30 protein-coding genes and 1 tRNA gene are annotated in these 24,504 nt (G+C 68.9%); 9 read left to right on the top strand and 22 right to left on the bottom strand.

Annotation, left to right across the window (positions count from 1 at the left end; all coding sequences use genetic code 11):
• Positions 1 to 90 precede the first annotated feature (90 nt).
• The 3 genes from AW272_RS14810 (at position 91) to AW272_RS14800 (ending at position 2,953) form a co-directional block, all read left to right on the top strand.
• Complete coding sequence (locus AW272_RS14810) at positions 91 to 1,095, top strand: PHP domain-containing protein (RefSeq protein ID WP_066364640.1); 1,005 nt, start codon at positions 91 to 93, stop codon at positions 1,093 to 1,095.
• A gap of 47 nt (positions 1,096 to 1,142) precedes the next feature.
• Positions 1,143 to 1,601, top strand: a complete 459-nt coding sequence (locus AW272_RS14805) for a helix-turn-helix transcriptional regulator (RefSeq protein ID WP_083958336.1) — start codon at positions 1,143 to 1,145, stop codon at positions 1,599 to 1,601.
• Between the two features lie 104 nt (positions 1,602 to 1,705).
• On the top strand, positions 1,706 to 2,953 hold the full coding sequence (locus AW272_RS14800) for an ATP-binding protein (RefSeq protein ID WP_066364637.1): 1,248 nt from the start codon (positions 1,706 to 1,708) through the stop codon (positions 2,951 to 2,953).
• Here the strand turns inward: AW272_RS14800 and AW272_RS14795 are convergent.
• Entirely contained in the window at positions 2,909 to 3,418 is a 510-nt protein-coding gene (locus AW272_RS14795; protein WP_066364635.1) for a MarR family winged helix-turn-helix transcriptional regulator, read from the bottom strand. The genes AW272_RS14800 and AW272_RS14795 overlap by 45 nt on opposite strands.
• 25 nt (positions 3,419 to 3,443) lie before the next feature.
• Here AW272_RS14795 and AW272_RS14790 point away from each other — a divergent pair, with 25 nt between their 5' ends.
• The 3 genes from AW272_RS14790 (at position 3,444) to AW272_RS14780 (ending at position 5,053) form a co-directional block, all read left to right on the top strand.
• Positions 3,444 to 3,920 carry a hemerythrin domain-containing protein gene (locus tag AW272_RS14790; RefSeq protein ID WP_083958309.1) on the top strand — a complete coding sequence of 159 codons (477 nt, stop codon included), beginning with the start codon at positions 3,444 to 3,446 and terminating at the stop codon, positions 3,918 to 3,920.
• Between the two features lie 75 nt (positions 3,921 to 3,995).
• Positions 3,996 to 4,532: a PDDEXK family nuclease gene (locus AW272_RS14785; protein WP_157518551.1), complete on the top strand. Its 537-nt coding sequence runs from the start codon at positions 3,996 to 3,998 to the stop codon at positions 4,530 to 4,532.
• A 56-nt stretch (positions 4,533 to 4,588) separates the two neighbouring features.
• Entirely contained in the window at positions 4,589 to 5,053 is a 465-nt protein-coding gene (locus tag AW272_RS14780) for a MarR family winged helix-turn-helix transcriptional regulator (protein ID WP_245657544.1), read from the top strand.
• Here AW272_RS14780 and AW272_RS44150 read toward each other — a convergent pair.
• The 8 genes from AW272_RS44150 to AW272_RS14740 form a co-directional block, all read right to left on the bottom strand.
• Positions 5,038 to 5,370, bottom strand: coding sequence for a hypothetical protein (locus AW272_RS44150; RefSeq protein ID WP_066364626.1), 333 nt, complete (start codon positions 5,368 to 5,370; stop codon positions 5,038 to 5,040). The two genes, AW272_RS14780 and AW272_RS44150, sit on opposite strands and share 16 nt — an antisense overlap.
• A 65-nt stretch (positions 5,371 to 5,435) precedes the next feature.
• Positions 5,436 to 6,557, bottom strand: a complete 1,122-nt coding sequence (locus tag AW272_RS14770; RefSeq protein WP_245657543.1) for an alpha/beta hydrolase family protein — start codon at positions 6,555 to 6,557, stop codon at positions 5,436 to 5,438.
• Positions 6,554 to 7,930, bottom strand: a complete 1,377-nt coding sequence (locus tag AW272_RS14765; protein ID WP_066364624.1) for a S41 family peptidase — start codon at positions 7,928 to 7,930, stop codon at positions 6,554 to 6,556. Before AW272_RS14765 ends, AW272_RS14770 begins: the two co-directional genes overlap by 4 nt.
• Complete coding sequence (locus AW272_RS14760; protein ID WP_066364623.1) at positions 7,927 to 8,976, bottom strand: ABC-2 membrane transporter-related protein; 1,050 nt, start codon at positions 8,974 to 8,976, stop codon at positions 7,927 to 7,929. The genes AW272_RS14765 and AW272_RS14760 overlap by 4 nt, the downstream gene beginning before the upstream one ends.
• Complete coding sequence (locus tag AW272_RS14755) at positions 8,973 to 9,854, bottom strand: ABC transporter ATP-binding protein (protein WP_066364621.1); 882 nt, start codon at positions 9,852 to 9,854, stop codon at positions 8,973 to 8,975. The genes AW272_RS14760 and AW272_RS14755 overlap by 4 nt, the downstream gene beginning before the upstream one ends.
• Positions 9,851 to 10,246, bottom strand: a complete 396-nt coding sequence (locus AW272_RS14750; protein WP_066364618.1) for a GntR family transcriptional regulator — start codon at positions 10,244 to 10,246, stop codon at positions 9,851 to 9,853. The genes AW272_RS14755 and AW272_RS14750 overlap by 4 nt, the downstream gene beginning before the upstream one ends.
• A gap of 70 nt (positions 10,247 to 10,316) precedes the next feature.
• Positions 10,317 to 10,667, bottom strand: coding sequence for a hypothetical protein (locus AW272_RS14745; RefSeq protein ID WP_066364617.1), 351 nt, complete (start codon positions 10,665 to 10,667; stop codon positions 10,317 to 10,319).
• Positions 10,660 to 11,178, bottom strand: coding sequence for a hypothetical protein (locus tag AW272_RS14740; protein ID WP_066364616.1), 519 nt, complete (start codon positions 11,176 to 11,178; stop codon positions 10,660 to 10,662). Before AW272_RS14740 ends, AW272_RS14745 begins: the two co-directional genes overlap by 8 nt.
• A gap of 205 nt (positions 11,179 to 11,383) precedes the next feature.
• On the opposite strand from AW272_RS14740, the gene AW272_RS14735 reads away from it, so the two are divergent.
• Positions 11,384 to 13,501: a TerD family protein gene (locus AW272_RS14735; RefSeq protein WP_218010892.1), complete on the top strand. Its 2,118-nt coding sequence runs from the start codon at positions 11,384 to 11,386 to the stop codon at positions 13,499 to 13,501.
• A gap of 168 nt (positions 13,502 to 13,669) precedes the next feature.
• On the opposite strand, the gene AW272_RS14730 is transcribed toward AW272_RS14735, so the two are convergent.
• Positions 13,670 to 14,041: a DUF5997 family protein gene (locus AW272_RS14730; protein WP_083958308.1), complete on the bottom strand. Its 372-nt coding sequence runs from the start codon at positions 14,039 to 14,041 to the stop codon at positions 13,670 to 13,672.
• Positions 14,042 to 14,096: 55 nt separating this feature from the next.
• On the opposite strand from AW272_RS14730, the gene AW272_RS14725 reads away from it, so the two are divergent.
• Positions 14,097 to 14,825 carry a LysR family substrate-binding domain-containing protein gene (locus AW272_RS14725; protein WP_245657542.1) on the top strand — a complete coding sequence of 243 codons (729 nt, stop codon included), beginning with the start codon at positions 14,097 to 14,099 and terminating at the stop codon, positions 14,823 to 14,825.
• A gap of 84 nt (positions 14,826 to 14,909) precedes the next feature.
• On the opposite strand, the gene AW272_RS14720 is transcribed toward AW272_RS14725, so the two are convergent.
• The 8 genes from AW272_RS14720 to AW272_RS14685 all read right to left on the bottom strand — a co-directional run bounded on the left by AW272_RS14720 (position 14,910) and on the right by AW272_RS14685 (position 20,691).
• Positions 14,910 to 15,401: an SRPBCC family protein gene (locus AW272_RS14720; RefSeq protein WP_066364771.1), complete on the bottom strand. Its 492-nt coding sequence runs from the start codon at positions 15,399 to 15,401 to the stop codon at positions 14,910 to 14,912.
• Between the two features lie 308 nt (positions 15,402 to 15,709).
• Positions 15,710 to 15,784, bottom strand: a tRNA-Val gene (locus AW272_RS14715).
• 16 nt (positions 15,785 to 15,800) lie between these two features.
• Positions 15,801 to 16,643 (bottom strand): quinone oxidoreductase family protein, encoded by an 843-nt coding sequence (locus AW272_RS14710; protein WP_174551816.1) that lies wholly within the window; start codon positions 16,641 to 16,643, stop codon positions 15,801 to 15,803.
• Positions 16,644 to 16,732: 89 nt separating this feature from the next.
• On the bottom strand, positions 16,733 to 17,095 hold the full coding sequence (locus tag AW272_RS14705) for a hypothetical protein (protein WP_066364613.1): 363 nt from the start codon (positions 17,093 to 17,095) through the stop codon (positions 16,733 to 16,735).
• Positions 17,092 to 17,955 carry a DODA-type extradiol aromatic ring-opening family dioxygenase gene (locus tag AW272_RS14700; RefSeq protein WP_066364611.1) on the bottom strand — a complete coding sequence of 288 codons (864 nt, stop codon included), beginning with the start codon at positions 17,953 to 17,955 and terminating at the stop codon, positions 17,092 to 17,094. The genes AW272_RS14705 and AW272_RS14700 overlap by 4 nt, the downstream gene beginning before the upstream one ends.
• A 13-nt stretch (positions 17,956 to 17,968) precedes the next feature.
• On the bottom strand, positions 17,969 to 18,721 hold the full coding sequence (locus AW272_RS14695) for a citryl-CoA lyase (protein WP_245657541.1): 753 nt from the start codon (positions 18,719 to 18,721) through the stop codon (positions 17,969 to 17,971).
• Positions 18,718 to 19,824 carry a CaiB/BaiF CoA transferase family protein gene (locus AW272_RS14690; RefSeq protein ID WP_066364608.1) on the bottom strand — a complete coding sequence of 369 codons (1,107 nt, stop codon included), beginning with the start codon at positions 19,822 to 19,824 and terminating at the stop codon, positions 18,718 to 18,720. Before AW272_RS14690 ends, AW272_RS14695 begins: the two co-directional genes overlap by 4 nt.
• A 69-nt stretch (positions 19,825 to 19,893) precedes the next feature.
• Positions 19,894 to 20,691 carry an IclR family transcriptional regulator domain-containing protein gene (locus tag AW272_RS14685; protein WP_066364606.1) on the bottom strand — a complete coding sequence of 266 codons (798 nt, stop codon included), beginning with the start codon at positions 20,689 to 20,691 and terminating at the stop codon, positions 19,894 to 19,896.
• A gap of 119 nt (positions 20,692 to 20,810) precedes the next feature.
• Here AW272_RS14685 and AW272_RS14680 point away from each other — a divergent pair, with 119 nt between their 5' ends.
• Positions 20,811 to 22,202, top strand: coding sequence for an amidohydrolase family protein (locus tag AW272_RS14680; protein ID WP_157518550.1), 1,392 nt, complete (start codon positions 20,811 to 20,813; stop codon positions 22,200 to 22,202).
• Here the strand turns inward: AW272_RS14680 and AW272_RS14675 are convergent.
• From AW272_RS14675 to AW272_RS14660, 4 genes are all read right to left on the bottom strand, one after another.
• On the bottom strand, positions 22,187 to 23,101 hold the full coding sequence (locus AW272_RS14675) for an ROK family protein (protein WP_083958306.1): 915 nt from the start codon (positions 23,099 to 23,101) through the stop codon (positions 22,187 to 22,189). The two genes, AW272_RS14680 and AW272_RS14675, sit on opposite strands and share 16 nt — an antisense overlap.
• A 14-nt stretch (positions 23,102 to 23,115) precedes the next feature.
• Entirely contained in the window at positions 23,116 to 23,424 is a 309-nt protein-coding gene (locus AW272_RS14670) for a hypothetical protein (RefSeq protein ID WP_066364604.1), read from the bottom strand.
• A gap of 28 nt (positions 23,425 to 23,452) precedes the next feature.
• Positions 23,453 to 23,896, bottom strand: coding sequence for a peroxiredoxin (locus AW272_RS14665; RefSeq protein WP_066364603.1), 444 nt, complete (start codon positions 23,894 to 23,896; stop codon positions 23,453 to 23,455).
• Positions 23,897 to 23,962: 66 nt separating this feature from the next.
• Positions 23,963 to 24,388 (bottom strand): DUF3052 domain-containing protein, encoded by a 426-nt coding sequence (locus tag AW272_RS14660; protein ID WP_066364601.1) that lies wholly within the window; start codon positions 24,386 to 24,388, stop codon positions 23,963 to 23,965.
• Positions 24,389 to 24,504: the final 116 nt, after the last annotated feature.

Below are 24,504 nucleotides of genomic sequence, written 5' to 3'. Positions count from 1 at the left end.
GCTCCATGATTCCTTGAGGTCGGGCAAGCCTATCGGTGACGCTTTGTGCGGTACAAACAACAATTCTGGCTGGTTGATAACGTCTTCGACATGGAGCCACTTGACGCGTTGCGCCAGATTGCGTTCCTGCTCGAGCGGGCCGGTGAACCGACCTACCGGGTCCGCGCCTTCCGCGGTGCCGCCCAGGTCGTCGAAGATCTTCCGCGCGAGGAGCTGGAAGAGCGCGCGCTGGCCGGGACGCTGACCGAAATGCCTGGCGTGGGCAAGGTGACCGCGCTGGCGATCACCGAGGCGCTGGCCGGTCAGGTGCCGACGTATCTGCGCCGGTTGGAGGCGACGTCCGGGACCGATCTGTCCGAGGCCGCCGGGGAGTTGCGGCGGGCGTTGAAGGGCGATCTGCACAGTCACACGACCTGGAGCGACGGCGGTTCGCCGATCGAGGAGATGGCCGAGGCGGCGCGGGCCATCGGGCACTCCTATCTGACGATCACCGACCACTCGCCCCGGCTGACCGTGGCCAACGGGCTCTCGGCCGCCAGGCTGGCGGAGCAGATCGAGGTCATCGAGGGGCTGCGGGAGCGGTTCGCGCCTTTCGAGATCCGTACCGGGATCGAGGTCGACATCCTCGCCGACGGGTCACTCGACCAGGACCCCGCGCTTCTCGGGCGCCTCGGCTGCGTGGTCGCCTCGGTCCACTCGTCCTTGAAGATGGCGCCCGACGAGATGACCCGGCGGATGGTCGCCGCGGTCGCCAACCCTCACGTCGACGTGCTCGGGCACTGCACCGGGCGGATCGTGAAGGCCGGCGGCAAGCGCGGCGGGCTGCGGGCGGAGTCGCGGTTCGACGCGGAGATCGTCTTCGAGGCGTGCCGGCGGTTCGGGGTGGCCGTCGAGATCAACTCCCGCCCCGACCGGCTCGACCCGCCCAAACGGCTGCTGCGGCTGGCCTACGAGATGGGCTGCGTGTTCGCGATCGACAGCGACGCCCACGCTCCGGGTCAGCTCGACTGGCTCGTGTACGGCTGTGAGCGCGCCGCCATGTGTGGTGTAGAGGCCGACCGCGTGGTCAATACGGGTATGTGGCCGCTGAGTTAGCTGGGAAATACCAGGATTTGTCGCTCACCGCACGTAACGTCGGCGTCATGGACCGTCGACGCGCGCTGGTAGAGGAGCTGCGGAGCAACGGACAGTTGGCCGCCAAAGACCTCGCGGGGCGGCTCGGCGTGAGCAAACGCACCGTGATCAGAGACATCGCCAAGCTCCAGAGCGAAGGGGTGCCGATCCGGCTCGACCTCGGCGGCTACACGATCGACGGGACCGAAGAGGTCAAACGGGCCATCGACCGGGCCCTCACCGGCCGCCGCGTCCTGCGCATCGACTATCTGAACAGCAAGAGCGAGGTCACCACCCGCGACCTCGAACCGAGCATCATGCTGGGCGGGCGCGGCGGCTTCTGGTATCTGGTGGCCTGGTGCCGGTTACGCGAGGACGTCCGGGTCTTCCGGGTCGACCGGATCACCCGGGCCGAGGTCCTCGACGAACGCTATCCAGAACCGAGCAGACAACGACTGACCGACCTGTCGTCAGCGCTGCCCCTCTGACCGTCACCTATACGGCAGAATGCCCACCGAACGTCCGGCAGGATGCCCACCAGATGTCCGGCAGGATGCCCACGTAGATATGTCTAGCTCGGTAAACTCGCTGCATGGCGCTGTACGCGAGACATGCCGAGAAGATGACCCTCGAAGCACTCACAGACACCCGGGTCGTTGTGGTCAACGGTGCACGGCAGGTCGGTAAGAGCACTCTGGCGGGCCTGGTGACTCAGGGCCTGCAGGGAGCGCGCGAGTTCTACCTCGACGACCCGGCGGTTCTGGGGGCGGCAGAAGAAGACCCGGTGAGCTTCGTCCGCCACGACGGTTTGATGCTGATCGACGAGATCCAGCGTGCGCCTCAGTTGCTGCTCCCGATCAAGCACACAGTGGACCAAGACCCGCGCCCGGGACGGTTCCTCCTGACGGGTTCGGCCCGGCTGCTGAGCCTGCGCGACCTGCCCGACACGCTGCCGGGCCGTACGGAGACCATCGAGCTCTGGCCGCTCTCGCAAGGGGAGATCGAGGGCACCTCCGACGGGTTCGTCGATCGGATTTTCGCCCGGGGCGCCGATGTGGAGGTCCCGCCGAGTCCGTATCACAAGGGTGACTACGTCGATCGAGCTCTTCGGGGCGGCTATCCCGAGGCCGTCCGTCGTGATCCAGGACGTCGTCGAAATCGTTTCTTCGACTCCTACGTCACCGATCTGATCAGCCGAGACGTCCGTCAGATCTCCGACATCGAGCGACCGGCTGAGATGCGCCGCCTGCTGGCGGTCGTCGCCGCGCGGATGGCCGGGCTCTTGGTGGTGCAGTCGATCGCCGGTGACGTGGGGCTGTCGCGGATGACCCTCACCCGCTACCTCGATCTGCTGGAACTCGTCTTCGTGGTGAAACGGGTGCCGGCCTGGTCGTCGAACCTGACCCGGCGGGCGATCTCCACCCCAAAACTGATCTTCACCGACAGCGGTCTCGCGGGTCGGCTGATCGGCATGTCCTCCGAACGTTCCCGCGACATCTCCGCTCCCGTCGGGCCCTTGCTGGAGAACTTCGCGATCGGCGAGGTCGCTCGGCAGCTGACCTGGGCTGAGGAGCCCGTCCAGCTCTTTCATTACCGTGACCGGGACATGATCGAAGTCGACATGGTGCTGGAAAACGCGTCCGGCGAGGTCGTCGGTATCGAGGTCAAGGCCTCTGAGACCGTGCGGGGTGACGACTTCCGCGGACTGCGGCACCTGGCCGATCGTCTCGGCCCTCGGTTTCGGGCCGGATTCGTGCTGTACGCGGGTGCGCAGGCACTCCCGTTCGGAGATCGGCTACGTGCCCTTCCGATGTCCGCGTTGTGGACCCTCGACGGGTGACAGGTCCTCGACGAGCCGGCACTCGTGGTCGACGGGGTCGGTGGCATTGGCCTTCTGCGCGAGGTGTTCCAGGGTCTGGCGGAAGGCGGCCGACTCGGGGGCGGGGAGGTCGCCCAGGAGGTGGGTGTTGACGGCCTGGAGCCTCCGCTCCGCCGCCTCCCACACCTCGTGGCCCTGGGGGGTGATCGCGATCCTGCGGTTGCGGCGGTCCTTCGGGTCGGGCTCGCGGCGGACGAGACCGGCTTTCTCCAGGTCGTCGAGCAGGTAGGTCATCACCGTGCGGTCGACGCCGAGTTCCCTGCCGAGGATCACCTGGCTGCCCGCGGCGCCGTGGACGGCCGCCGTCAGCACCTGGTAGCCGCGTGGGCCGCCCGGGATGTGGTCGAGGACGGCGTGGGACGCCTTCACGTATGCCCGGAAAAGTACCCCCAGGTTGAACCCGAGGTCCTCGTGCAGTCCCTTCATGGTTGGATAATAGTCTGTAAGACAGATGATCTGGGGGACTGAACGAATGTCGCTGCTGTCCGAGCTCAAATTCGTCCACAACATGCTCCGCCGTGACCTGGCCTCGATCCGGCGGATGGCCGACCAGGTGGCGGCCGGGGGCGACCTGCGCGAGGTCCGGCAGGGGCTGGTCAAGCTCTCCACTCGAGGGCCGTTGTTCCAGCTCAAGGACAACTGCCTGAGCTACTGCTCGATCGTCCACACCCATCACAGCATCGAGAGCGCGACGCTCTTCCCACGCATCCGCAGGATGGCGCCCGATCTGAACGCGGCCGTCGACCGGCTGGAGGCCGATCACGTCGCCGTCGCCGGGCTGCTCGACGAGGTCTCGGCCGCCGCACGGGATGCCGAGAACCGGGAGCGGCTGGCCAAGGCGCTCGACGCGCTCGCCGACCGGTTCCTGGCGCACCTGGCCTATGAGGAGGAATCGCTCGGAACCGTGCTGTCGAAGATGACGCACTAACCGAGCGCCAAGGAGTTGTCCACAGAACGTCCCGGCGGGCATCGGGGCCGGTGGCGGGGATGGCACGGTGCGGTGGTGGAAATCAGCGCGGTGCCGCTCGTCTATAACGGGGTCATGTTCCGGTCGACACTCGAGGCCGACTGGGCGGCGACCCTTGATGCGCTGGGAATTTATTGGCAGTACGAACCACTGGCCATTCGGCTGCCCAGTGGTGCGGCTTATGTGCCCGATTTCTATTTACCGGCGTTGAACGCCTGGGCCGAGGTGAAGGGGCCCCCTTGGGAGCGGCTCGCCAAGGCGGTGGAGTTACGGGCCGCCCTCGCGGTCGCCGGGGGCGCCGGGTGGTGGGAGCAGGTCCACGTGGTCGTCCTCGAAGCGCCTGGTCCGGGGGATGCGGCCAGTTGGCATGTGCCCGTGGGGGCGTGCTGGCTGGTGGAGTGCGGCGAGCGGCAGAACCGGTTCGCCTGGTACGACGGGCGGTGCTGGGCCTGCCATCGGCAGGATCTGGGCGGGTCGCACTACTTCTATCGGCCGGCCCGCGAGTCGGCAGCCGGGCCCACGCGGCGGATGACACGGGCGCCCCGGCCGGAGCCGCTGAGGCGGGCGGCCTGAAATTAATTACCAGTTCGGGTGGCGAACCACGCGATAGTTTGGGCCGCATGGGTGGCGTGGGAGAAAATCTCGGGGTGGTCGCGGCATTGGTGCGAACGTCGTTTCTGATCTCCGCCGTTTACGCCGATTCGGCGCGTGACCACGGTCTCACTCCACAACAGGGCCAGTTGCTGTGCGCGCTGATGAGCCGTCCTTATCGGATGAGCGAGCTGGGCACGACGATGCGGCTGGCCAAATCGAGTCTCACCGAACTCGTCGACCGGACCGCCCAGCGGGGTCTCGTCGAGCGTGAATCCGATCCGTCCGACGGGCGGGTGGTGCGGGTGGCGCTCACGGAGCAGGGCGTCTCCACCGCCGAGGTGTTCTACGCCGAGACGTGCGCGCGGGTCGCCCAGGTGCCCGGGGGTCTGTCCGCGGGGGAGCGGGGCGTGCTGGCCGCGTTGCTGGGGCGGGTCGTGGGCGACAACGGGGTGGGCGCGGTGTTCCCCGACTGGGACCAGGACGTTCACCGCCCGGCTTGACGCCAGGCGGTGATGTCCTTCTTCGACCAGAGGGCGCCGGAGGCCAGCACGTACGGAGGAGCCGGGAAATCAGGGCTCCCGGTCAGCTCCCGCGCCTGCTCCGGAGTGACGCCGAGGGTCTCGGCCACGTGGGGGAGTCCGGCCAGGTCGGCCAGGTGTTCCAGGGCCAGCAGGAGGAGTTCGCTGTTGTCCCAGTCGAGGCGGCCCTCGGCGGCCAGCTGGATCGCGAGGAGGTTCGCGTCGGCGGGGTCGTGGCCGAGCGCTCGGGCGACGGCTTTGGCGGCAGAAAGAACCTGGTAGTTACGGCTGCGCGTCATTCATCCGTAGTACCAGAAAGTGTCGCAGACGGTCACCGCGCCAGATCCTCCGGACGCGGGCGGTGTCAGGCACCGCACGCGTCCGGACAGAATTCGATTTCGGGAAAGGACGGCGACGCCTCTTTCAAAAGGGGCTGGGGACGCGATTTCAGGTGTTCGTCGAGAAAGGCCGCCACATACGTGCGGGTGATCTCGGCCAGCCGGGCGGCGGACGGGGTTCCCAGGAGCGGTTTCATGCCGAGGGCGCCCAGCAACTGCGGGAGGTCGGTGAACGACTGGTGGTCGGCGCCCTTCACCACGAGCCACCGTTTCCCGCCGGTCAGCAGTTTCCAGTCACGGTCCCACGAGTTGTCGCGGCCACCGGAGGCGTGCTCCGGCGTGCCGACGAACATGAACGGGCGGGCGAAATCGCGGGGGATGCGGGCGTAGGTCGTGCCGTCGAGGTTGACTCCGGCCCGGACCCGCCGGTCGGCCGCCATGGTCGCCAGGGCGCTCGCGCCGCCGATCGACTGGCCGACCATCGCGATGCGGGTGCGGTCGATCTCCTTTCGCCTCGACAGGAGTTCGTCGAGGACGAAGGAGACGTCCGCCGCCCGGTTCTGGACGACTCCCGTGCCGAAGCCCGGGTCGGTGTCGCTGTCGCAGGCGAGGCACTCGGTCACCCGGCCGTCGGACAGGGTGGTGGCGTAGCTCTCGTAGGTGTGGTCGATGCCGGCCACGACGTATCCCCTGCTGGCCAGGTCCTCGGCGAGCGAGGTCAGGGTGCTCACCGGTTTGGTGAAGCCGGGCGACAGCACCACCAGGGGGAACCTTCCCGGTGCGGGGGCGGTCTCGGTGGCGTACACGACTGTTCTGCTCAGCATGTCGGGCGGGACGCCCTCCGCTCTCGACCCCCTCAGGACCAGCTCCGATTCCTTCGGGCTCATGTACGCCGCTCGCGCCCCCGCCCCCGGCTCGCCCGGATACCACAGGGTGACCTTGAGCTCTCTGGCCTTGGCGTCGAGGTTCCAGGGGTCGGGGCGGGAGGTGTCGGTCAGGTGCAGGACCGTCGTCCCGACGGGGTGGTCGCCGGTCGGTGCGGCCAGGGTGGCGGGGCTGGGCGGTGAGGGTGTGACGGCCGACCGGGGCGGTGGGGGTGCGGAGCAGGCGGTCACGACCAGCAGCAGGGCGAGGAGGCGTCTCATCATCCGTCCAGGAGGGTCAGCGCCCTGGCGAGCGCGGGGTCGCGTCCGGCCGCCGCGTCTTCGGGGGTCGGCGGGACGTACTGGTCCGGCGGCACCCCGATCCGGTCGATGACCTCGCGGTTCGGGCCGAGGTGGTGCCTCGTGGGGAAGCTCAGGATCGTGTTGTTCCTGAGCAGGAAGGGCTGCGCCGGGCCGGAGATCATCCCGGCGGTCCGGGTGCCGACCAGGGTGCCGAGGCGCAGGTCCTTGACGGCGGAGGAGAAGTGTTCGCACGCCGAGGCGCAGCCCCGGTCGACGAGCACCACCAGCGGCAGGCCGAGCAGCTCGACGGTGTCGTCGGTCGTGGCGGCCTCGCAGTTGTCGTCGGCGTTGCACATGTAGGCGGTGGCCTTCCCGTGGGCGAAGGCGCTCACCAGGCGGGTCGCCTCCACGGGGCTGCCGCCGCCGTTGCCGCGCAGGTCCAGGACGATGCCTGTCAGGGTCCGGCCGGTACGCAGCCTGGAGACCGCCCGGAAGACGCGGTTGGCGGCGTCGGGGGCGAAGCCGCGGACCCGTACATAGGCGATGTCGTCGGCGAGCAGGCGCGACTGGACCACCTGCAACGAGGGCAGGTCGCGCTGGTAGAGGCCGGGTTCGAGGGTGACCGTCCAGCGGCGGTCCTCCCGCCGGAGTCCCACCTCGACCGGGCGGGCCTCCGGATACTGCGGGTAGAGGGCGGCGATCGCCGGGGTGGGCTCGCCGTCGACGAAGGGCGCCGAGCCGTTGACCGACTCGATGATGTCTCCCGGGCGCACCCCGGCTTTCCGCGCGGCGCCGCCGGGCACTTCGGTGACGAACAGCGGCGGGAGGGCCTCCGTGCCTCTGGCGTTCGCCTGGAGGCCCAGGCCGTAGCCGTCGCCGTCGTAGTAGCCGGGTGGCCGTTCCTGGCCGGGAGACCAGCGGGCGTGGTTGTCGCCCAGGCTCGCCACCATGGCCTGGAGGGTGGCGACGGCCAGTGCTTCGTCCGGGCCGGCCACCTTGCGGTAGACGGTCTCGAACGCGGCCCAGTCGGCCGTCCTGTCGCCGGTCAACGGCGGCATGACGGCTGCGGGGTCGTCGCGTCCGGCGCGGTTGAGTTCCCTGGTGAGCGCGGTGAATCCGGCGGCCAGCAGCGTGCCGGCGTCGAGTTTCGCGCCGCTGAAGGAGTTGCCGAGGATGCAGAAGTACGCCTGCTCGATCACGTCGATCGTGGTCGGCGTCTCGTCGCCGGGAGGGCCCGCGGGCCGCGCGCAGGCCGACTTCTCCGGCGAGCCGCCCGCGCTGCGCGGGGGTTCCGGCGTCGAGCAGGCCGTCACCGTCGCCAGCAGGACGACGAGCCCGGCCGCCACCGCCCTCATGACAGCCGTCTCCGGATCCACCAGAAGGAGAACCACGTCAGGCCGAGGGTGAGGACCGCGTAGATCCCGGTCTCGATCCACTGGAACGGCCAGAAGCGGTCGAGGGGGTGGTAGCTCGCCAGTTGCCGGTAGCCGAGCGCGTTGACCGCGCCCAGGCAGTTCTCCTGGCTGGGTTGCGCCTGCGGCGCGCAGGGTCCCGACGTCCCGGAGACCGGGACGGGGGCCGGCTCGTCGCCGACGGAGACCACCTTCCCGGACGGGTCGATCAGCGCGCTCGACAGCACCCAGGCCCCCGACTGGCCGGGCACGGCCGGCTTGATGCCGAGGCGCACCGTCCCGCCACCGTCCCTCTGGACGTTGATGCTGCCCACGTTCGTGCGACTGAGCTCGTGGGTGGAGGTCACCGGCGGCATCAGATGAGGCCGGACCAGCATCGGCATCGCGAACTGGATCGCGACGAAGACGGCCAGCGTGAGGGCCATGGCGGGCAGCGTGCGGCGGACCAGCATGCCGATCGTCACCCCGAGGACGAACGCGAAGGCCGCGTACCCCATCGGGACGATGCCCCGCGCGCCGAACACCAGCGGGGTCATCTGCCCCAGCTCCGGAAAGGCCGACCGGTCCAGCGGCTGCGACCACCAGGTCACCGCGAACCCGCACACACAGGCGGCGCCCACGGCGACCAGGCCGATGAGGCCCAGCTTGACCGCCAGCCAGCGGCCACGGGTGACGCCCTGGCTCCACACCAGCAGGTGGGTGCCCGCCTCCAGCTCACGGGTGATCAGCGGCGCCCCCCAGAAGAGGCCCAGGAACGCCGGCAGGGCCAGGACCAGAGCGCTGAGCGCGGTGAACTGGAGCTGGAACTGGTCGAAGAAGAGGTCGAAGAAGCGGTCGCACCCGTCGTCCAGGGCGCAGGCGGCGATCCCGGTCGTGTAACGGGAGGCCAGGTCGGGCCCGGTCAGGGCCAAGAGGGCGATGAGGAGCACGAGGAAGACCGCGGTCATCGCCGCCGCCCCGCGGAACTGGCGCCAGGTCAGCCAGATCATCGCAGCACCTCCAGATCGGTCCGGCGACCGCTGACGGGCCGCCTCTCCATGTAGGCGAGGACGAGATCCTCGAGAGTCAGCCGGCTGACCGCCCAGGCGGGGTCGAGGACGGCTTCCTCGGTACGGATCACGTAAGTGCTCTGCCGATCGGTGTGCCGGGCCGAGATGACCTGCTGCCCGGCGGGCATCCGATCGGGATCGCGGCGCGGCCCGGTGAGCCGGTGATGGGTGGCCAGCAGCGTCTCGACCTCACCCGCCACCAGCACCGTCGAGTCGACCAGGACGAGCAGGAAGTCGCAGACCCGCTCCAGGTCGGCGACCAGGTGCGACGACAGCACGACGCTGAACTCGTCGGCGGCCGTGGCCTCCATGAGCCCTTGCAGGAACTCCCGGCGGGCCAGCGGGTCGAGCGACGCGACGGGCTCGTCGAGGATCAGCAGCTCGGGACGTTTGGCCAGCCCCAGCGTCAGCGCGAGCTGGGCCCGCTCGCCTCCCGACAGCTTGCGGGCCCGCCGGTTGGGGTCGAGACCCAGCTGGGCGATCCGCTCGCGGGCCATGGTGGCGTCCCATTTCTGGTTCAGCCGCGCCCCCATCCGCAGATGGTCGGCGATGGTCAGCCCGGCGTAGACGGGGGTGTCCTGGGCGACGAAGCCCACCTTCGGCAGCGTGCTCGCCGGGCGGCCTCCCAGGACCTTGATGTCGCCCTCGGACGGCTCCAGCTGGCCGCTCGCCAGTTTGAGAAGCGTCGTCTTACCGGCTCCGTTGGGGCCGACCAGCCCGACGACGTGACCCGTCGGGATGTCGATCGTGCACTCGCGCAGCGCCCAGCGTCTGCCGTACCTCTTGCCTAATCCCTGGGCCTGCAAGACGGGGGTCACGCTATGTCCTCCTGCGCGGCGGTCCGAAAGGTGGTCATGAACAGGGCCTCGATGCTTTCGTCGTCCAGGCCGGCCTTGCGGGCTTTCGCCAGCCAGCGCCGGAGGTCCTGACGGAGGGGGCCGTGGGCGGCCACCAGCGAGGGGTTGGTCAGGGATTTCGTGATGAACGTGCCGACACCGGGGCGTGCCGCGGCCAAGCCCTCGTGTTCGAGCTCGCGGTAGGCCTTGAGAACGGTGTTGGGGTTGATCGCGAGCTGGGCGACGACCTCTTTGACGGTGGGGAGCTGGTCGCCCTCCCTGAGCAGCCCGAGGCGCATGGCCTGCCTGACCTGCTGAACCAGCTGCAGGTAGGACGAGACTCCCGACCTGCCGTCGAGGTGGAACTCGATCACTGGAGTCCTCCATTTATCTAGTCTCCTAGTACTTTAGGAGTCTAGCTGTTAGGAGGACATAAAGATCGCCCTACTCGTCTTCGAGTTCCTGCATCAGGTTCGAGAGCACCTCGTCGACGTCGAGGGCCTGCCGGTGGGACAGCCGGAACAGTTCGCCGACCACGGGGTGGAGGTGCTCGTTCCGCTCCTCGCTCACCAGGAGCTCCTCGACCACCACTCCGTCGGAGTTGTAGATCTGGAACACGTAGGACTCCTGGGACAGCGCGCCGGCGCTGATCACGACCGTGGACGTCGAGGTCGAATAGGTGACCCTGGATCCGCTGGAACCCTCCTGCGGGAGGTGTTCCCATTTGACGGACCCGTCTTTGGTCTTCTTGAGCAGGGTCTGAGCGATTCGCTTGATCTGGCCGTCGTCAGACATGACGCTCCCCTATTTGTGTCGCCTGGACGGCGGCCAGCGCGCTCAGTTCGACGGTCACCAGCGAAATCGATTCCCGGGCGGCCCTGGTGGCCAGCACCAGATTGATTCCCTTGGCCTGCTGGGTGAGATCCAGCCGCACGATCGTGGCTTTGGCGACGGATGACTGCAGGGCCTTCATGACGTCGTTGTTCTGAAGAGAGGCCAGTTCGAGAAACCCTCTCAACTGACTCGCCTGCGACTTCCAGCTCGTCAGCCACACCATGGTCAGTTCGACGGACGAATCGCGAACGGCCCGGTCAAGCTCCTCTTCCGTACGGAGGAGTTGCGGAATCAGCATGAGGACACTGTTCTTGCGAATGGCGCCCTGAGCCTGTAATGCGGCGTCGCGGGCGGCTTCCGCGGCCCGTCTCGCCTTCATCAACTGCCACAACGTCAAGGCGAATCCGAGTAATGAGAGAGGAATGGCCGAATAATTGGCCACCTGCTCGACGACGCCGTTGAAGGCGGACACCCCCTCCGCCCTGAGATGTCTGGGCGAAATACGAGGAATGTACCATCGGCGCAATCTTTGTCCAGTGCCCTGATGGGGGATTCTTCTCTTCCATAACAATCGCACCCGTTGCATTCATCGGGCCCTGATCATTCCAGGTGAAATGGGGTGCTTCTACGCGTTACGGTGGCTTGCCGGACAGATCATCTGAGGGAAGGCTGCGCCTGTGGACACATTGGAGAGCGTTGTCATCACGCGCCGCCTCAAGGTGCCGATGAGAGCCCAGGCCGAGAACGCCGGAAGCGCCGCAGGTGAGGCCGCCGCCCGGCAGCTCGACGCGGCTCTGCTCAGCGTGGGCTTCGCCTGCTCCCCGGCCCTGCTCGACCGTCTGGGCAGGCTGCCTGCCGGTGACGTGCTGGACATCGGCGTCCGTGTCCTGGCGGCCGTCCGCGAGCTGGTCGGAGACCACCAGCACAACGCCTACTTCGTCGACTTCCCGAGGAACGTCCCCGACACGGTCGAGTTCTGGGCCGGTCTGCTGGCTGTGGCGCTCAAGGATCCGGTGGCCGCTGGGCGGGTGGAGATGACGTCGTCGGCGATCAACCTGCTGAGCCTGCCGGGATACGGCACCTACCAGCACACCTACGCCGACCTGCTGGCCGCGCACGCCGAGCTCGTCCCGGCGGCGGGCGACCGGGTGACCGTATTGGACCTGGGTGGAACCCTGGCCGCCGAGGTGGGAGCGCTGTTCGCCTCGCTCGCCGGATCCGAGATCCCGGCGTCCGCTGAGGACCTCGTGCTGCTGCGGAACCTCGCGGCGGTCTGCGACGAGGAGCCCGCCCGCATCCCGGTGCGCGAGAACCGGGCGGTGATCAACGAGGCGCGGCTGGCCGCCGGTCGTCCACTGCTCGTGGACACGGTCACGGACGTGCTGCGCCTGGCCTGCGGCTGCTCGGGCGGCGACGTCACGCTGACCGAGCCGTCACGGTTCCGGTCGTTCAAGCGGGCCGAGCGCCGCGCGCTGCTGGCCGCACTGGACGGCGTCGCGACCACGGCCAAGCTGGGAGACGTCCCCCGATATCGGGAGCAGTGGAAACGCCTCGGCGAGCGTCTCCACCCCCACGAACACCCCCGTTTCCCCCGCGCCGCCCACGTCTTCGAGGTCGCCCGAGGTGAGCGCCCGGCCGCGAGCCTGCACGGTCAGGTCGAGGCGGCCCTGTCGTCAGGCCGTACGGCCGATGCCGTCGAACTGCTGGGGACCGCGCCGGGCGCGCTGCTGCGCCGGCTGGACCAGTTGCTGCGGACCGATGAATCCCCTTCCTCGATCCTCGACGCCGCACGACGGGCGGCGAAGAGCGCGTCGGGCCGCGTCCTGCTGTCACTCCGTGAGCACCTGCAGAACCGGGGCGCCGTCTCTTCTTCCCGGGTGTTCGCCAACCGGCGCGGCCGCACCTGGGTCACCCCCGACGCGCGGGCCCCGCTCGCCGACGGTGTCATCGCCGAAGCCCTCGGCATCCTCGACGAGGAGATCAGCCGGCGACTCCCCGACCCGGGAACCCTGATCGTCGATGACGCCGTCCTCGACGTGGCCCTGCCCCTGTCGGGCAAGGCCGTCTCACCCGGGCTGGGAATGCTGCCGCGCGGCTCGGTGTCGGCGGTGGACGGCGAACTGCTGCGGTTCTACGTCCACTGGCGCCAGACCGGGGAACGCACCGACTACGACCTGTCCGCGCTCATGGTCGACGCCGGATACGGCGACGAGCAGCACGTGTCGTGGACGAACTACGGCAACGATTTCGCCGTGTACTCCGGAGACCTCACCGAAGCGGCGGACGGGGCGTCGGAGTTCATCGACATCCGGCTCGCCCAGGCCACCCTGCCGATCATCATCCCGCAGGTCAACATCTACACCGGCGAGGCGTTCGACGAAGCGGCGGAGGCGTTCTTCGGGTTCATGGTGCGAGACGCGGAGCAGGAGGGCCGGCCGTTCGAGCCGCGTACGGTGCGGGCCAAATCCGATCTTCGAGGCTCAGGGCGGATCGCCCTCCCGCTGGCCTTCCTCAGGGACGACAAGGGCGCGTGGCGGGCGAAGTGGCTGCACCTCTACATGAACGGCCATCCGGCTTTCAACCAGGTGGAGGCCAATCGACGGTCTACGTCTCTGCTGGTCCGCTCGATCGTCGAGCGGGACTATCTGCGCGTCGGCTACCTCGTCGACCTGCTGCGGGCCAAGCCCACGACGGCCGATCACACGACGTACATCGGCCTGGACGCGCCGACCAACCCTTCGCAGGGGGCGAAAGTGGTCACCGCCGGAACACTGCACGAGCTGATCCCCGCCTGATACGGTCGTGTTCGCGAGGCCATGGGAGATGCTTCCTTCTAAAACTCACTTGGATGATCTAGCGCTCCCGCTTTCCTCGCATCAGACGTGAGAAAGCCCGCCGCCCTTTCGAGGGTGGCGGGCTTTCGTCCGTTGTGGCCGTCGCCGCCTACTGCGGAGACGGGGTTTCTAGCGCTGCTTGAGGCGGAGTGCCTCTTTGCGGGTCTCGGCCTGGACGGTCCGCTCGCGCTCCAGCCACTCCGGGTTCTCCGCCTTCAGCGCGTCGATCTCAGCGGTGGTGAGCGGTTCGGTGATCCCGCCCCGGATCAGGCCGGAAATGGAGATTCCGAGCTTCGCGGCGACGACCTGCTTGGGATGGGGGCCGTTGCGGCGCAGGTCGGCGAGCCAGGTGGGCGGTGCCGTCTGCAGCCTGTTCAGTTCGTCCCTGGAGACGACACCCTCCTGGAACTCGGCGGGGGTGGCCGACAGCAGGACATCCAGTTTCTTGGCCGCGGTCTCGGGCTTCATCATCTGGATGGTCTTCGGTGTGGGTGAGGTCATAGCGTCGAGAATAGTCAGTCGGAACGGGTCGCCCTGACATCGATACTCTGAGCAAGTGACTGATGGGGAGACCGACAGCGTGTTCCGGCTGGCTTACGTGCCCGGGGTGACCCCCGCGAAATGGGTCAGCGTCTGGACCGAGAGGATGCCGGGCGTGCCGCTCACCCTGCTCGCGGTTCCCGCCGCCGAAGTGGTGGGCCTCCTGCGCGACGGCGGCGCCGACGCCGGATTCGTCAGGCTCCCGATCGACCGCGACGGGCTCAGCGTGATCCCTCTCTACACGGAGACCACGGTGGTCGTGGTGCCCAAAGACCACGAGGTGACCGCCGCCGACGAGGTGACCGTCGCCGACCTGACCGACGAAGAGGTCTTCCATCCTCTGGACGACACCATCGAGTGGACGATCCGCCCCGGACTGCCCGCGTTCACCCAACCGCCCACCACGGCCGACGCGGTCGACCTGGTGGCGGCCGGCAGTGGGCTTCTCCTGGTTCCGCAGTCACTGGCCCGCCTCCACGACCGCAGGGATCTCACCTACCGGCCGGTGCCGGACGCGCCCCAGTCCCAGGTCGCGCTGGCCTGGCCCACGGACGCGACCACCGACCTGGTGGAGGAATTCATCGGCATCGTCCGCGGCCGGACGGCGAACAGCTCGCGAGGCCGTGCCCCCGCCGCCCCTGCGGAGAAACCGGCGAAGCGGCAGGCGCAGAAGCCCGCCCAGAACGGCTCCGCCCGCCGGGCCGTGCCGGCCGCCCGTAAGAAGAAGGGCAACCGGCCCCGCTGACACGGGAATCGCCTTTCCCTTGTCCCGGGCGCGACTGGAAAGCCTCGGGGGGCCATCACGCCGACGCCGCTGCCCGCGAGCCGATCAGCCCTTCGCTTCGCGGACGTCCTTTCCCTGCTCGGCGAACGCCTTGAAGTCCTCCATGTGCTGTCGTGACTGCTTGCGGAAGGCGCCGGGCATCAGGAGCCCCACCAGCCGCATCAGCAAGCCGCTGAACCGATATTCGTTCTCGCTCACCCAGAGCGTCGTCTCCGGACCGGCTTCGGTCAGCCGGTCACGCGCGACGCTCCACATGCCCTCGCCGACGATCTCGCGGTCGAAGTGAACGACGCTCTCGTGGGGGATCCCACGCAGGTCCGCCGGTTCCCGGCGGGTGATGGTCTCGGTGCCCTCGAACTTCTGCTGCCCGGTCTGCATCACGACCCGCGACTTGGTACCGACCTGCCCGTGCACCCCACTCAGCGGCTCGTGCAGCACCAGGCCCCGCAGCCAGTTCGGCAGGTGCGCCGGGTCGGCGAGCAATTGCGCCACCCTCTCCCGCGGCAGGGCGATCTCGATCGAGACGGTGTACTTCATCGCGGAGCGCTCCCGGTTCCCGAGTGAACGGGCGCACACTAACAGCCTCGCCTCATGCTGAGCGCGTCCCGACCTTGTTTCTGCTGGTGAGCTGGGGCGAAGCGAGGCCTGTCCAGGGAGCGCGAGGGGCGGAGCCCTTCGCCCGGAGCGCAGCGACCCGGAGCGACAGCGACGTCAGGACGCGAAGCGGCCGGGGGAGCGTGAGGGGGCGCCGGCCCCCTGACATCGGGGGTTCGGGGGTCGCCCCCCGTATGAACGAAGGAGACCCGCGAAGCGCCTGAAAGCGCGACCATAGGTCGCCCGTCTCCTGGTGGGCGGTACTGGGTTCGAACCAGTGACCCCTCGCTTGTAAGGCGAGTGCTCTACCGCTGAGCTAACCGCCCCCGGACGGCTTACACCTTACGGCACTCCCGCGGCCGAAGGCACCTCGGTAACCCTCACGACCGCGCGTTCCCGCCGCGTCGAGTCCCAGGCCTCGCCAACCCCATCAAGCCCGACAACGTAGTGATCAACCGACAGTTCCCCCCGAGCCGCATGCCCGAAGATCGCCTCAAGCGCCCCAGCCCGCTGCTCAGAAGTCAGGACGTTGTTCGAGTACCCCAGCACCGAAACAGCCCGGCTCCGCAGCAACGACGAGAACAGCACAGCCGAATCCGAAGCGGACCCGCCGAGGTTCACCAGCCGCCCTCCAGACGCGAGCACCTGAGCGGCAGCCGCAGCGGGCTCCCCGAACACCGGATCGATCACCACGTCAGCCGCCCCGATCACCTCCCGAAGGCGGGCGGCCAGCGTCGACACCGGCTCCAGCGGAATGCACCCGTCGCCAGGCCTGCGGGACACCCCGACCACCGAGTCGGCCCCCAGCAACCGGGCGGCCTGGAGGGCCACCTGGCCCACCGCCCCGCCGGCGCCGAGCACGACCACGTTCTCTCCGGGCTCCAGCTGGGCCCGCCACGTCAAGGCCATCCACGCCGCGACCGCCGACAACCCGAGGGAGGCCGCGACCACATCGCCGCATCCGTCAGGCACTCGTACAAGATCGGAGGAAGGCACGGCGCAGGTCTCGGCCAGGCTCCCGTTTCCGGGAGCCATCCCGGCCGAGGTGGGGAACCACACTCGTGATCCGTCAGAAGCGACTCCGACGCCCTGCACACCGGGGACATAGGGCAGGGCGGGTGCCCCGAAGTAGGACAGGCCGGTGGCGCACAGCCGGTCCAGCGGGGTGATGGGCGCGCAGGTCACGGTAATGAGAGCGTCCCCAGCCCCCGCAAGAGGCCGGGGGACGCTCCCCACCGCCGGCGGCCGACCACACTGCTCGACCACCGCCGCTCTCATGTGGCGATATCCGGATAGGGCAGCGAGAAGTGCGACAGCCGGGCCGCGTACTCCTTCTGGAACGCCAGCGGCTCCGCGTAGTCGCGCTCGAACATCGCGATGAACAGGGTCAGTGTGAGGAACGGGTGCGCTCCGAGTTCGAAGAGCCGCACGTAGTCGTGCTGGGCGAGCGCGTCCCGTTCGATGTCCGTGAAGGCCAGCCAGGTGCTGGCCTCGCCGGTGTGAGCGCCCAGGATCTCGTTGGCCATGGTCGACTCCCACCAGGCCACGGTCTCGACCGGGTTGGAACGGTAGCGCTCGACCAGCGAAGGGTCGCGGTCGACGGTGAACAGGAACTTGTTCAGCAGGTATTTGCTCATGCCGGAACCCCGTTCGGATACCAGGTGAAGTACGCCTCCATCGTGTGGAACAGGTCGAGCGTGTCGACGTAGTCGGCCTTGGCGCCCTCCCCGGCCACACCCATCATGAGCATGAAGTCCATGAACCCGTGAGTCGCGTTCCCGGGCGTCCACAGCGAATCAAGGGTGACTTCGGCCAGCGCCCGCTCGATGTCGCCGGAGGAGATCCACTCGACGGCCTTCCGGTCGAACTCGGGGTCGGGCCCATGAGGCCCGAACTGCCGGGGTCCGCCGAGCTCCAGGGACAGGTGTCCCGTGCCGATGACGGCGACCCGCAGGTCGGAGGGCCAGGTGTCGATCAGCCGGCGGATCGAATGCCCCAGCTCCACGAACCGGCCGGGGCGGGGGAGCGGCGGCGCGAAGATGTTGGTGTAGATCGGCACGATCGGCAGGTCGGCCTCGGGGCGCAGGGTGATGATCGGGCACGTGATGCTGTGATCGATCCGCAGCTCGTTGGAGAAGGCCAGGTCGAAGCCCTCGTCGAGGCCGCCGCGCAGGATGTGTGAGGAGAGTTCCTCGTGCCCTTTCAGCAGCATTCGCGGCAGCCCGAACTCGCGCTCCTCGTTGTAGAAGTTCGCGTCGTAGAAGGGCGCCTTGCCGACCAGGAACTGCGGCATGTTGTCGAGCCACAGCTGGTGGAAGTGGTCCGACCCGACCATGACCAGCACGTCGGCGCGGGCCCGGGTCAGCGTCTCCCGGAAGGCCAGGATCTTGGCCACCCACTCGTCGGCGAACGGCGGGCGTTCCTCCGGCGGCGCCGTGCTGGCCTTGTAGTAGAACGGGTGGTGCGTGGACGCGATCACGGCGGCCAGCGTTGCCATGTGGACACCTTCTCTAGGGTTCGTACGTCGCGTTCCGGTCGACGGTCAGGTAGACATCCATGCCGATGGGCCGCCGCTGCTCCTCGGCCAGATGACCGAGCAGCCCGGCGGCGCGGGCGAGCAGGGCGAACCCCCGCAGCAGATCGATGGGCAGGCCCAGGTCGGCCAGCGCCGCCCCGCACACCCCGGCGCCGTTGAGGGGCAGCTTCCGGCCGAGCACCTCGGGGTGCACCCGGCCGATGGCCTCGAAGAGCGCCAGGTGCGGGCCGTACACGCCTTCCTCCCGCGCCAGGGCGAACAGCACGGGGGTCCGGGGGTCTTCGATCTTGTGTACGGGATGTCCCAGGCCAGGGATGAGGCGCTTCTCGGCGCGGGCCGTTCGCACGGCCTCCAGCGCGACGGCGTCCCAATCGCCTTCATGAGAGGTCACCAGGCCGTTCAGGAACCGTCCCGCGTCTTCGGTCACCCCCAGAAAGCGTGACCCGCCGCCCAGCAGCCCGGCCGCCAGAGCTCCCTGGACGGATTCAGGAGCGCTCAGCAGGGTCAGCCGCGCCGCGATGGCCGTCGGGGTGAACCCGTGATCGGCCAGCGCCACCAGCACCGCCTCGAACACCCGCGTCTCGCCCGCGGTGGGCCGCCGCCCGGCCACCAGCCAGAAGGCCAGTTCCCCGAACCCGACCTTGCCCATCAGGTCATGTGCCAGGTCCTGCCCCAGCAGGCTGATGGAGTCGGCGTCCGACGTCCCGAGGCCCGTGGGAAAGTTCATGTCAGCCACGTCCTGATCTCCTCCCCGTGCTCGTCCAGCGAAGGCGGCGGCAGCCGGTAGCCCGCGGGGGTACCGGAGAACCTGATCGGGTGCCGCACCGACGGCACGCCGCCGGGGGTCACCACCGGCTCCAGCCCCAGGTCCTCGGCCAGCGCGACCCCTTCGGTCACCGTGTTGATCGGCCCGCAGGCCACTCCCACCGCGCTCAGCGCCGCGAACAGGTCGGCCCGCGTGCGCTTGCCCAGCTCCGCGACCAGCAGTGGCTTGAGCAGGGCGCGGTTCTCGGTTCTGTCCCGGGTACGGGCGAAGCGCGCGTCGTCGGCCAGCTCGGGCACCCCCAGCACGTCGCACAGTTTCCGGAACTGCCCGTCGTTCCCCGCCGCGATCACCAGCTCACCGTCGGCGCACTCCAGCGGCTCGTACGGGAACAGCGAGGGATGGGCGTTCCCCATCCGGTGGGGCGTGACCCCTCCGGCGACCACGGCGCTCGAATGGTTCACCAGCGCCGACAGCGCCGACGACATGAGGTTGACCTCGACCCGCTGCCCGCCCCCGGCATAGAGCGCCGCGAGGATCCCGGACACGGCGTGCAGGCCGGTGATCACGTCGAACACCGAGATGCCCGCCCGGTAGGGCGGGCCGTCGTCCGAGCCGGTCAGGCTCATCAATCCGGAGACCGCCTGCACGATCAGGTCATACCCCGGCAGATGGGCGCCGCCCTCCGTGCCGAAGCCGGTGATGGACGCGTACACCACCTTGGGGTTCCGCTCCCGGACCGCCGGATAGTCGAGCCCGTAGGCGGTCAGGCCGCCGGGCTTGAAGTTCTCGATGAACACGTCGGCGCGGGCCGACAGCTCATGGGCCAGGGTCTGGTCGGCGGGGTCTTTCAGGTCCAGGGCGACGGACCGCTTCCCACGGTTCACGCCCAGGTAGTACGTCGACACGCCGTCCCGCGAGGGAGGCAGCCAGTTGCGGGTGTCGTCGCCGCCGGGAGCCTCGACCTTGATGACGTCGGCGCCCATGTCGGCCAGCAGCATCGTGGCGTAGGGCCCGGCGAGGACCCGGGAGAAATCGGCCACGAGAATGCCGTCGAGCGCGCCCATGTGATCCCTTCGTCCGTCAAGCGGACAGTTGTCCGCGATCCCGAGTCTTGTCGGGCGGCGAAGGTGATGTCAAGCGGAGACCTGCGGGATCGACTCGTGCAAAGCCACATCGGCGCCGATCGCGCCGGCGGTGCGGAGCAGAGCGGGCAGGAACTCCCCGGTGAGTCTCTCCATCGAGGTCTCGGCGGAGTGGGCGTTCACGTTGATCGCCGCGATCACCTGGCCGTGGCCGTCGCGCAGGGGCGCGGCGACCGAGCGGATGCCCGGGGCGAGCTGCTCGTCGGTGACCGCCCAGCCGCTGGCCCGGACCGCGCGCAGCGCCGCGTGGCGTTCTTCGACCGAGGGGCACCATCGCGGGGTGATGCCCGACTGGCTGGGCACGGCCAGCACCGCGTCGGCCTCCGCCACCGGCAGGGACGCCAGCAGGACCTTGCCCAGCGACGTCTGGAGCGCCGGGAACCTGGTCCCTACGCTGACCGACAGGGTCACGATCTTGGGAACGGCGACCCTGGCCACGTAGACGATGTCGGAGCCGTCGAGCTGGGCGACCGAGCACGACTCGCGGGTCAGCGCCGACAGTTGCTCCAGGTGGGGGCGGGCGAGCTCCCACAGGCCCATCGAGTGGACGTAGGCGACCCCCAGCTCCAGCACCCGGGGGGTCAGCGCGAAACCGCCCTCGCCGGCCCGGACGTAGCCCAGCTCCTCAAGGGTCAGCAGGATGCGGCGGGCGGTCGGGCGGGCCAGTTCGGCCGCGGTGGCGACCTCGGTGAGGGTCATCACCCGCTGGCGGGGGCCGAACGCCTTGATCACGTCGAGGCCCCGCGCCAGGGCTTCGATGAAGTCGGGTCCGGTGTCCTTGCGTGGCATGCCGTCGACTTTAGACCGCCTCGAGTGCCTTGACATCGGCCGAGGGGGCTCGCATTGTTGCAGTCACGTTTCTGCGACCGCCAGGCGGACATCGGTCCGCGATCCTGAGAGGCAGTCCTATGCCCATCGTCCTCCGCAACGGACTCGTGCTGACCATGGACGACCGGCGCACCGTGCTGGCGCGCGGCGACGTGCTGGTCGACGGCGAGACCATCGTCGCCGTAGGTCCCGATCTGGAGACACCCGAAGGCACCGAGGAGATCGACGCGTCCGGCGGGATCGTCATGCCCGGCATGATCGACACCCACCGCCACCTGTGGCAGACCGCGATGCGCGGCTACGGCGCCGACTGGACGCTGACCCAATATTTCGTCTGGTACTACCTCGAATGGGGTAAGAAGTTCCGGCCCCAGGACATCTACGCCGGGAACCTGCTCGGCGGCATCGAGGCCCTCGACGCCGGGGTCACCACGACCGTCGACTGGTCACACGGGCTGCAGACGGTCGACCACGCCGAGGCCGCCGTCGACGCCCTCGAGAACGTCCCCGGGCGTTTCGTGCTCGCGTACGGCAACATCCAGCAGGCCCCCTGGGACTGGGCGCCCTCCGCCGACCTGCGCGGCTTCATCGGCCGGAGGTCCTGGAGCGACATGCTGGGCCTCCAGCTCGCCTTCGACGTGACCGGCGACCCGGCGTTCCCCGAGAAGGCCGCCTTCGAGGCCGCCCGCGAGCTCGGGCTCCCCGTGACCACCCACGCGGGCGTCTGGGGGGCGACCAACGATGAGGGCATCCGGCTCATGTACGAGAACGGGTTCATGACGCCCGAGACGACCTACGTGCACGCGGCGACGCTGAGCTCCGACTCCTACCACCGGATCGCCGCCACCGGCGGGTCCGTCTCCGTCTCGACCGAGAGCGAGCAGAGCGCCGGCCAGGGCTACCCGCCCACGTGGCAGCTCCGCCACCACGGCATCCCCGTGTCGCTGTCGATGGACACCAGCGTGTGGTGGAGCGGCGACCTGTTCTCCGCCATGCGCTCCACCCTCGGCGCCGACCGCTCCCGGGAGCACCTGGAGGCCCACCTCAGGTCGGAGACCGTCACCCACTGCCATCTGCGCGCCGAGCAGGTCGTGGAGTGGGCCACCCGTGGCGGGGCCGCGGCGCTCGGCCTGTCCGACAAGATCGGCAGCCTGGAGCCAGGCAAGAAGGCCGACGTCATCCTGATCAAGAACGACGACTCGCCCGTCATGTTCCCGATCCTCAACCCTTACGGCCACGTCGCCTTCCAGGCGCAGCGCGGCGACGTGCACACCGTGCTGGTCAACGGCGAGATCGTGAAGCGCGAGGGCAAGGTGGAGGGCCTCCCGGCCGCACGGGCCGCCATCAACCAGACGGTCGACCACCTCATGGGCGAGCTCGGCGATTCGTGGATCTCCGGAATGAACCCCGACATCCCGGAGACCAAGATTCTGGACAATCCGTATACGTATACGGACTACAGATCGAGCTGAGGCGCCCAGCCCCGCACTCCCGCCGCGCGCCAGCCGAGGATGCCCGCCCCGAGCATCCCGGCGCGCATGCCCAGCGCCGTCTGGCGCAGCGGCGGGGGCTTGCGGAAGCTCAGGCGCTCGGTCATGCGGTCTCTCAGCGGCATCAGCAGGGCCTCGCCGGCCTCGCCGAGGCCGCCGCCGATCACGATCATCGCCGGGTCCATGAGCAGCGTGTACGACACCAGCGAGATCGCCAGGGCCTCCACGGCCTCGGCCAGCACCGCGTAGGCATGGGGGTCGGTGGCCGCCTGGGCCATCACGTCGACCGCCGTGGCCGGTTTGCCGGTGCGCTCGGTGTAGCGGCGGCCCAGTGAGGCCGCCGAGGCGTAGGTCTCCAGGCAGCCGGTCTGCCCGCAGGCGCACCGCTCGCCGTCGGGCCACACGGGGGCGTGGCCGATCTCGCCGCCCCAGCCGTTGACGCCCCCATAGGGCTCACCGCGGATGATCAGGGCGCCGGCGATACCCGTACCGATGGGAAGAAAAAGAAAGTCGGTCACGTCACGGCCGGCCCCGAAGACGCTCTCGGCCAGGCCCGCCGTCTGCACGTCGTGGCCCAGGCAGACCGGCAGCCCCTCGGGCACGAACGCGGTCGCCGGGACGTCGCGCCAGCCGATGTTGGCCGAGTAGAGCGCCGTGTCGGCGTCGACGATGCCGGGCACCGCCAGGCCGACCCCGAGGGGTGGTCCGTCTCCGGCCGCCGCGAGCTCCGCCACGTAGGCCCTGATATTGGCGATCGCCGCCTCCGGCCCGTCTTCGCGCCCGGTCGGGCGACCGGGGAAAACGGTCACCTCGCCCGATTCGCTGACGAGGCCGCCCTTCATCGATGTTCCGCCCACATCAAGGGCGACCACGTGACTCATCCGGACATCTAATCTCACGACCGGCCGAGTACGCGAGACAGGGCCGCCTCCACCTCCGCCGCCAGATCGGCCGGTAGGGGCGGTTCCTTGGAAAGATTTTCCTCCGCATTGCGGACATGGCCGCACGAGCGGCACTCGATCTCGCCCAGGCGGCAGATCAGCGTCGTGGCGCCGCACGCGGCGCAGGTGTCGAGTTCGAGGTCATGCGATCGCTGGCAGGCCGGGCAGATCAGGACCTGGGCCTCGGCGCGCACCCCACGCTTCCACGGACTCGCGCCACGGACCGGGTCGGTCTGCCGGGCCCCGCATCGATAGCAGGGCATGTTGGCCTCCCCCGCACGAAAACACTGACTAAAGCTCGCTGAGGACTTTCCGATATTCCGCGACGTCGCGCGCCTGCCCGATCGCGGTCGCGACCGTCCAGCGCACCACGCCCTCGCCGTCGATGATGAAGGTCCCCCGGGAGGCGACCCCCTTCACCTCATCGAAAACACCATAAAGACGGGCGACCTGACCGTGAGGCCAGAAATCCGAGAGCAAAGTGACGTCGAAGCGCTCGCGGTCGGCCCAGGCGCGCTGGGCGAACGTCGAGTCGACCGAGACGGTCAGGACCGCCGTGTCGCCCTCGAAATCGGCCAGATCGTGGAGTTCGCCCTGGCACACGCCGGTGAAGGCGTACGGGAAGAAGACCAGCAGGACCTTCCGGCCACGGAGGCCGGACAGCCGGATCGGCGTGCCGTGCTGGTCGGTCAGTTCGAAATCGGGCGCGAGCGACCCGGCGGTCAGCATGTCCATGATCGCTCCGCCCGTAGTGAGCCTGCCGTACGGCGGCGGCCGTACGGCAGGGCGAGGCGCCACCGTCTAGCGGCGGCCCTTGAAGACGAGTCTCGTGCCCGACCAATCCTTGGCCGCGCTGATGCTACTGGTCTGCGCCAAGCCGGCGGTCGTGGCATCTTCGCCGATGTCGCTCGGCTCGACATGGTTGTCTCGGCCGGCCTTGGGCGTCAGCAGCCAAATCTGGCTGCCGTCAGCCAATGAGCCCATGACGTCGCTCAAGACGTCGAACAGATCGCCGTCCCCGTCGCGATACCACAGCAGCACCACGTCGACGACTTCTTCGAAGTCCTCGTCGACCATCTCGTTGCCGGTCAGTTCCTCGATGGACTGACGAAGCTCGTCGTCGGTGTCCTCGTCCCAACCGACCTCCTGCACCACCTGACCCGGCTTGAGCCCAAGTCGTTCGGCCAGGCCGCGCTCGCCCTGCGCCTGACCCGCGGTCGCGCTCACTCTCATCCCTCCTGCTCGGATCGACCCCGCTGGAAAACCGCTGCGGGTATCGTTCGGCACAGTCCACACGCTGTGACCCATCGTCGTCAACGGTCGCCACGGTCAGTGACCCGCAC

The organism is Herbidospora mongoliensis (assembly GCF_001570545.1).
Lineage (GTDB): Bacteria > Actinomycetota > Actinomycetes > Streptosporangiales > Streptosporangiaceae > Herbidospora > Herbidospora mongoliensis.
This window is presented reverse-complemented; position numbering and strand designations above follow the sequence as displayed.

What these genes read in the sequence shown, in the direction of transcription:
- AW272_RS14810 (WP_066364640.1), top strand. Translation starts at nt 91, where the DNA reads ATGGAGCCACTTGACGCGTTGCGCCAGATTGCGTTCCTGCTCGAGCGG.
- AW272_RS14805 (WP_083958336.1), top strand. Translation starts at nt 1,143, where the DNA reads ATGGACCGTCGACGCGCGCTGGTAGAGGAGCTGCGGAGCAACGGACAG.
- AW272_RS14800 (WP_066364637.1), top strand. Translation starts at nt 1,706, where the DNA reads ATGGCGCTGTACGCGAGACATGCCGAGAAGATGACCCTCGAAGCACTC.
- AW272_RS14795 (WP_066364635.1), bottom strand. Translation starts at nt 3,418, where the DNA reads ATGAAGGGACTGCACGAGGACCTCGGGTTCAACCTGGGGGTACTTTTC.
- AW272_RS14790 (WP_083958309.1), top strand. Translation starts at nt 3,444, where the DNA reads ATGATCTGGGGGACTGAACGAATGTCGCTGCTGTCCGAGCTCAAATTC.
- AW272_RS44150 (WP_066364626.1), bottom strand. Translation starts at nt 5,370, where the DNA reads ATGACGCGCAGCCGTAACTACCAGGTTCTTTCTGCCGCCAAAGCCGTC.
- AW272_RS14770 (WP_245657543.1), bottom strand. Translation starts at nt 6,557, where the DNA reads ATGATGAGACGCCTCCTCGCCCTGCTGCTGGTCGTGACCGCCTGCTCC.
- AW272_RS14765 (WP_066364624.1), bottom strand. Translation starts at nt 7,930, where the DNA reads ATGAGGGCGGTGGCGGCCGGGCTCGTCGTCCTGCTGGCGACGGTGACG.
- AW272_RS14760 (WP_066364623.1), bottom strand. Translation starts at nt 8,976, where the DNA reads ATGATCTGGCTGACCTGGCGCCAGTTCCGCGGGGCGGCGGCGATGACC.
- AW272_RS14745 (WP_066364617.1), bottom strand. Translation starts at nt 10,667, where the DNA reads ATGTCTGACGACGGCCAGATCAAGCGAATCGCTCAGACCCTGCTCAAG.
- AW272_RS14730 (WP_083958308.1), bottom strand. Translation starts at nt 14,041, where the DNA reads ATGACCTCACCCACACCGAAGACCATCCAGATGATGAAGCCCGAGACC.
- AW272_RS14720 (WP_066364771.1), bottom strand. Translation starts at nt 15,401, where the DNA reads ATGAAGTACACCGTCTCGATCGAGATCGCCCTGCCGCGGGAGAGGGTG.
- AW272_RS14705 (WP_066364613.1), bottom strand. Translation starts at nt 17,095, where the DNA reads ATGAGCAAATACCTGCTGAACAAGTTCCTGTTCACCGTCGACCGCGAC.
- AW272_RS14700 (WP_066364611.1), bottom strand. Translation starts at nt 17,955, where the DNA reads ATGGCAACGCTGGCCGCCGTGATCGCGTCCACGCACCACCCGTTCTAC.
- AW272_RS14695 (WP_245657541.1), bottom strand. Translation starts at nt 18,721, where the DNA reads ATGAACTTTCCCACGGGCCTCGGGACGTCGGACGCCGACTCCATCAGC.
- AW272_RS14690 (WP_066364608.1), bottom strand. Translation starts at nt 19,824, where the DNA reads ATGGGCGCGCTCGACGGCATTCTCGTGGCCGATTTCTCCCGGGTCCTC.
- AW272_RS14685 (WP_066364606.1), bottom strand. Translation starts at nt 20,691, where the DNA reads ATGCCACGCAAGGACACCGGACCCGACTTCATCGAAGCCCTGGCGCGG.
- AW272_RS14680 (WP_157518550.1), top strand. Translation starts at nt 20,811, where the DNA reads ATGCCCATCGTCCTCCGCAACGGACTCGTGCTGACCATGGACGACCGG.
- AW272_RS14675 (WP_083958306.1), bottom strand. Translation starts at nt 23,101, where the DNA reads ATGAGTCACGTGGTCGCCCTTGATGTGGGCGGAACATCGATGAAGGGC.
- AW272_RS14670 (WP_066364604.1), bottom strand. Translation starts at nt 23,424, where the DNA reads ATGCCCTGCTATCGATGCGGGGCCCGGCAGACCGACCCGGTCCGTGGC.
- AW272_RS14665 (WP_066364603.1), bottom strand. Translation starts at nt 23,896, where the DNA reads ATGGACATGCTGACCGCCGGGTCGCTCGCGCCCGATTTCGAACTGACC.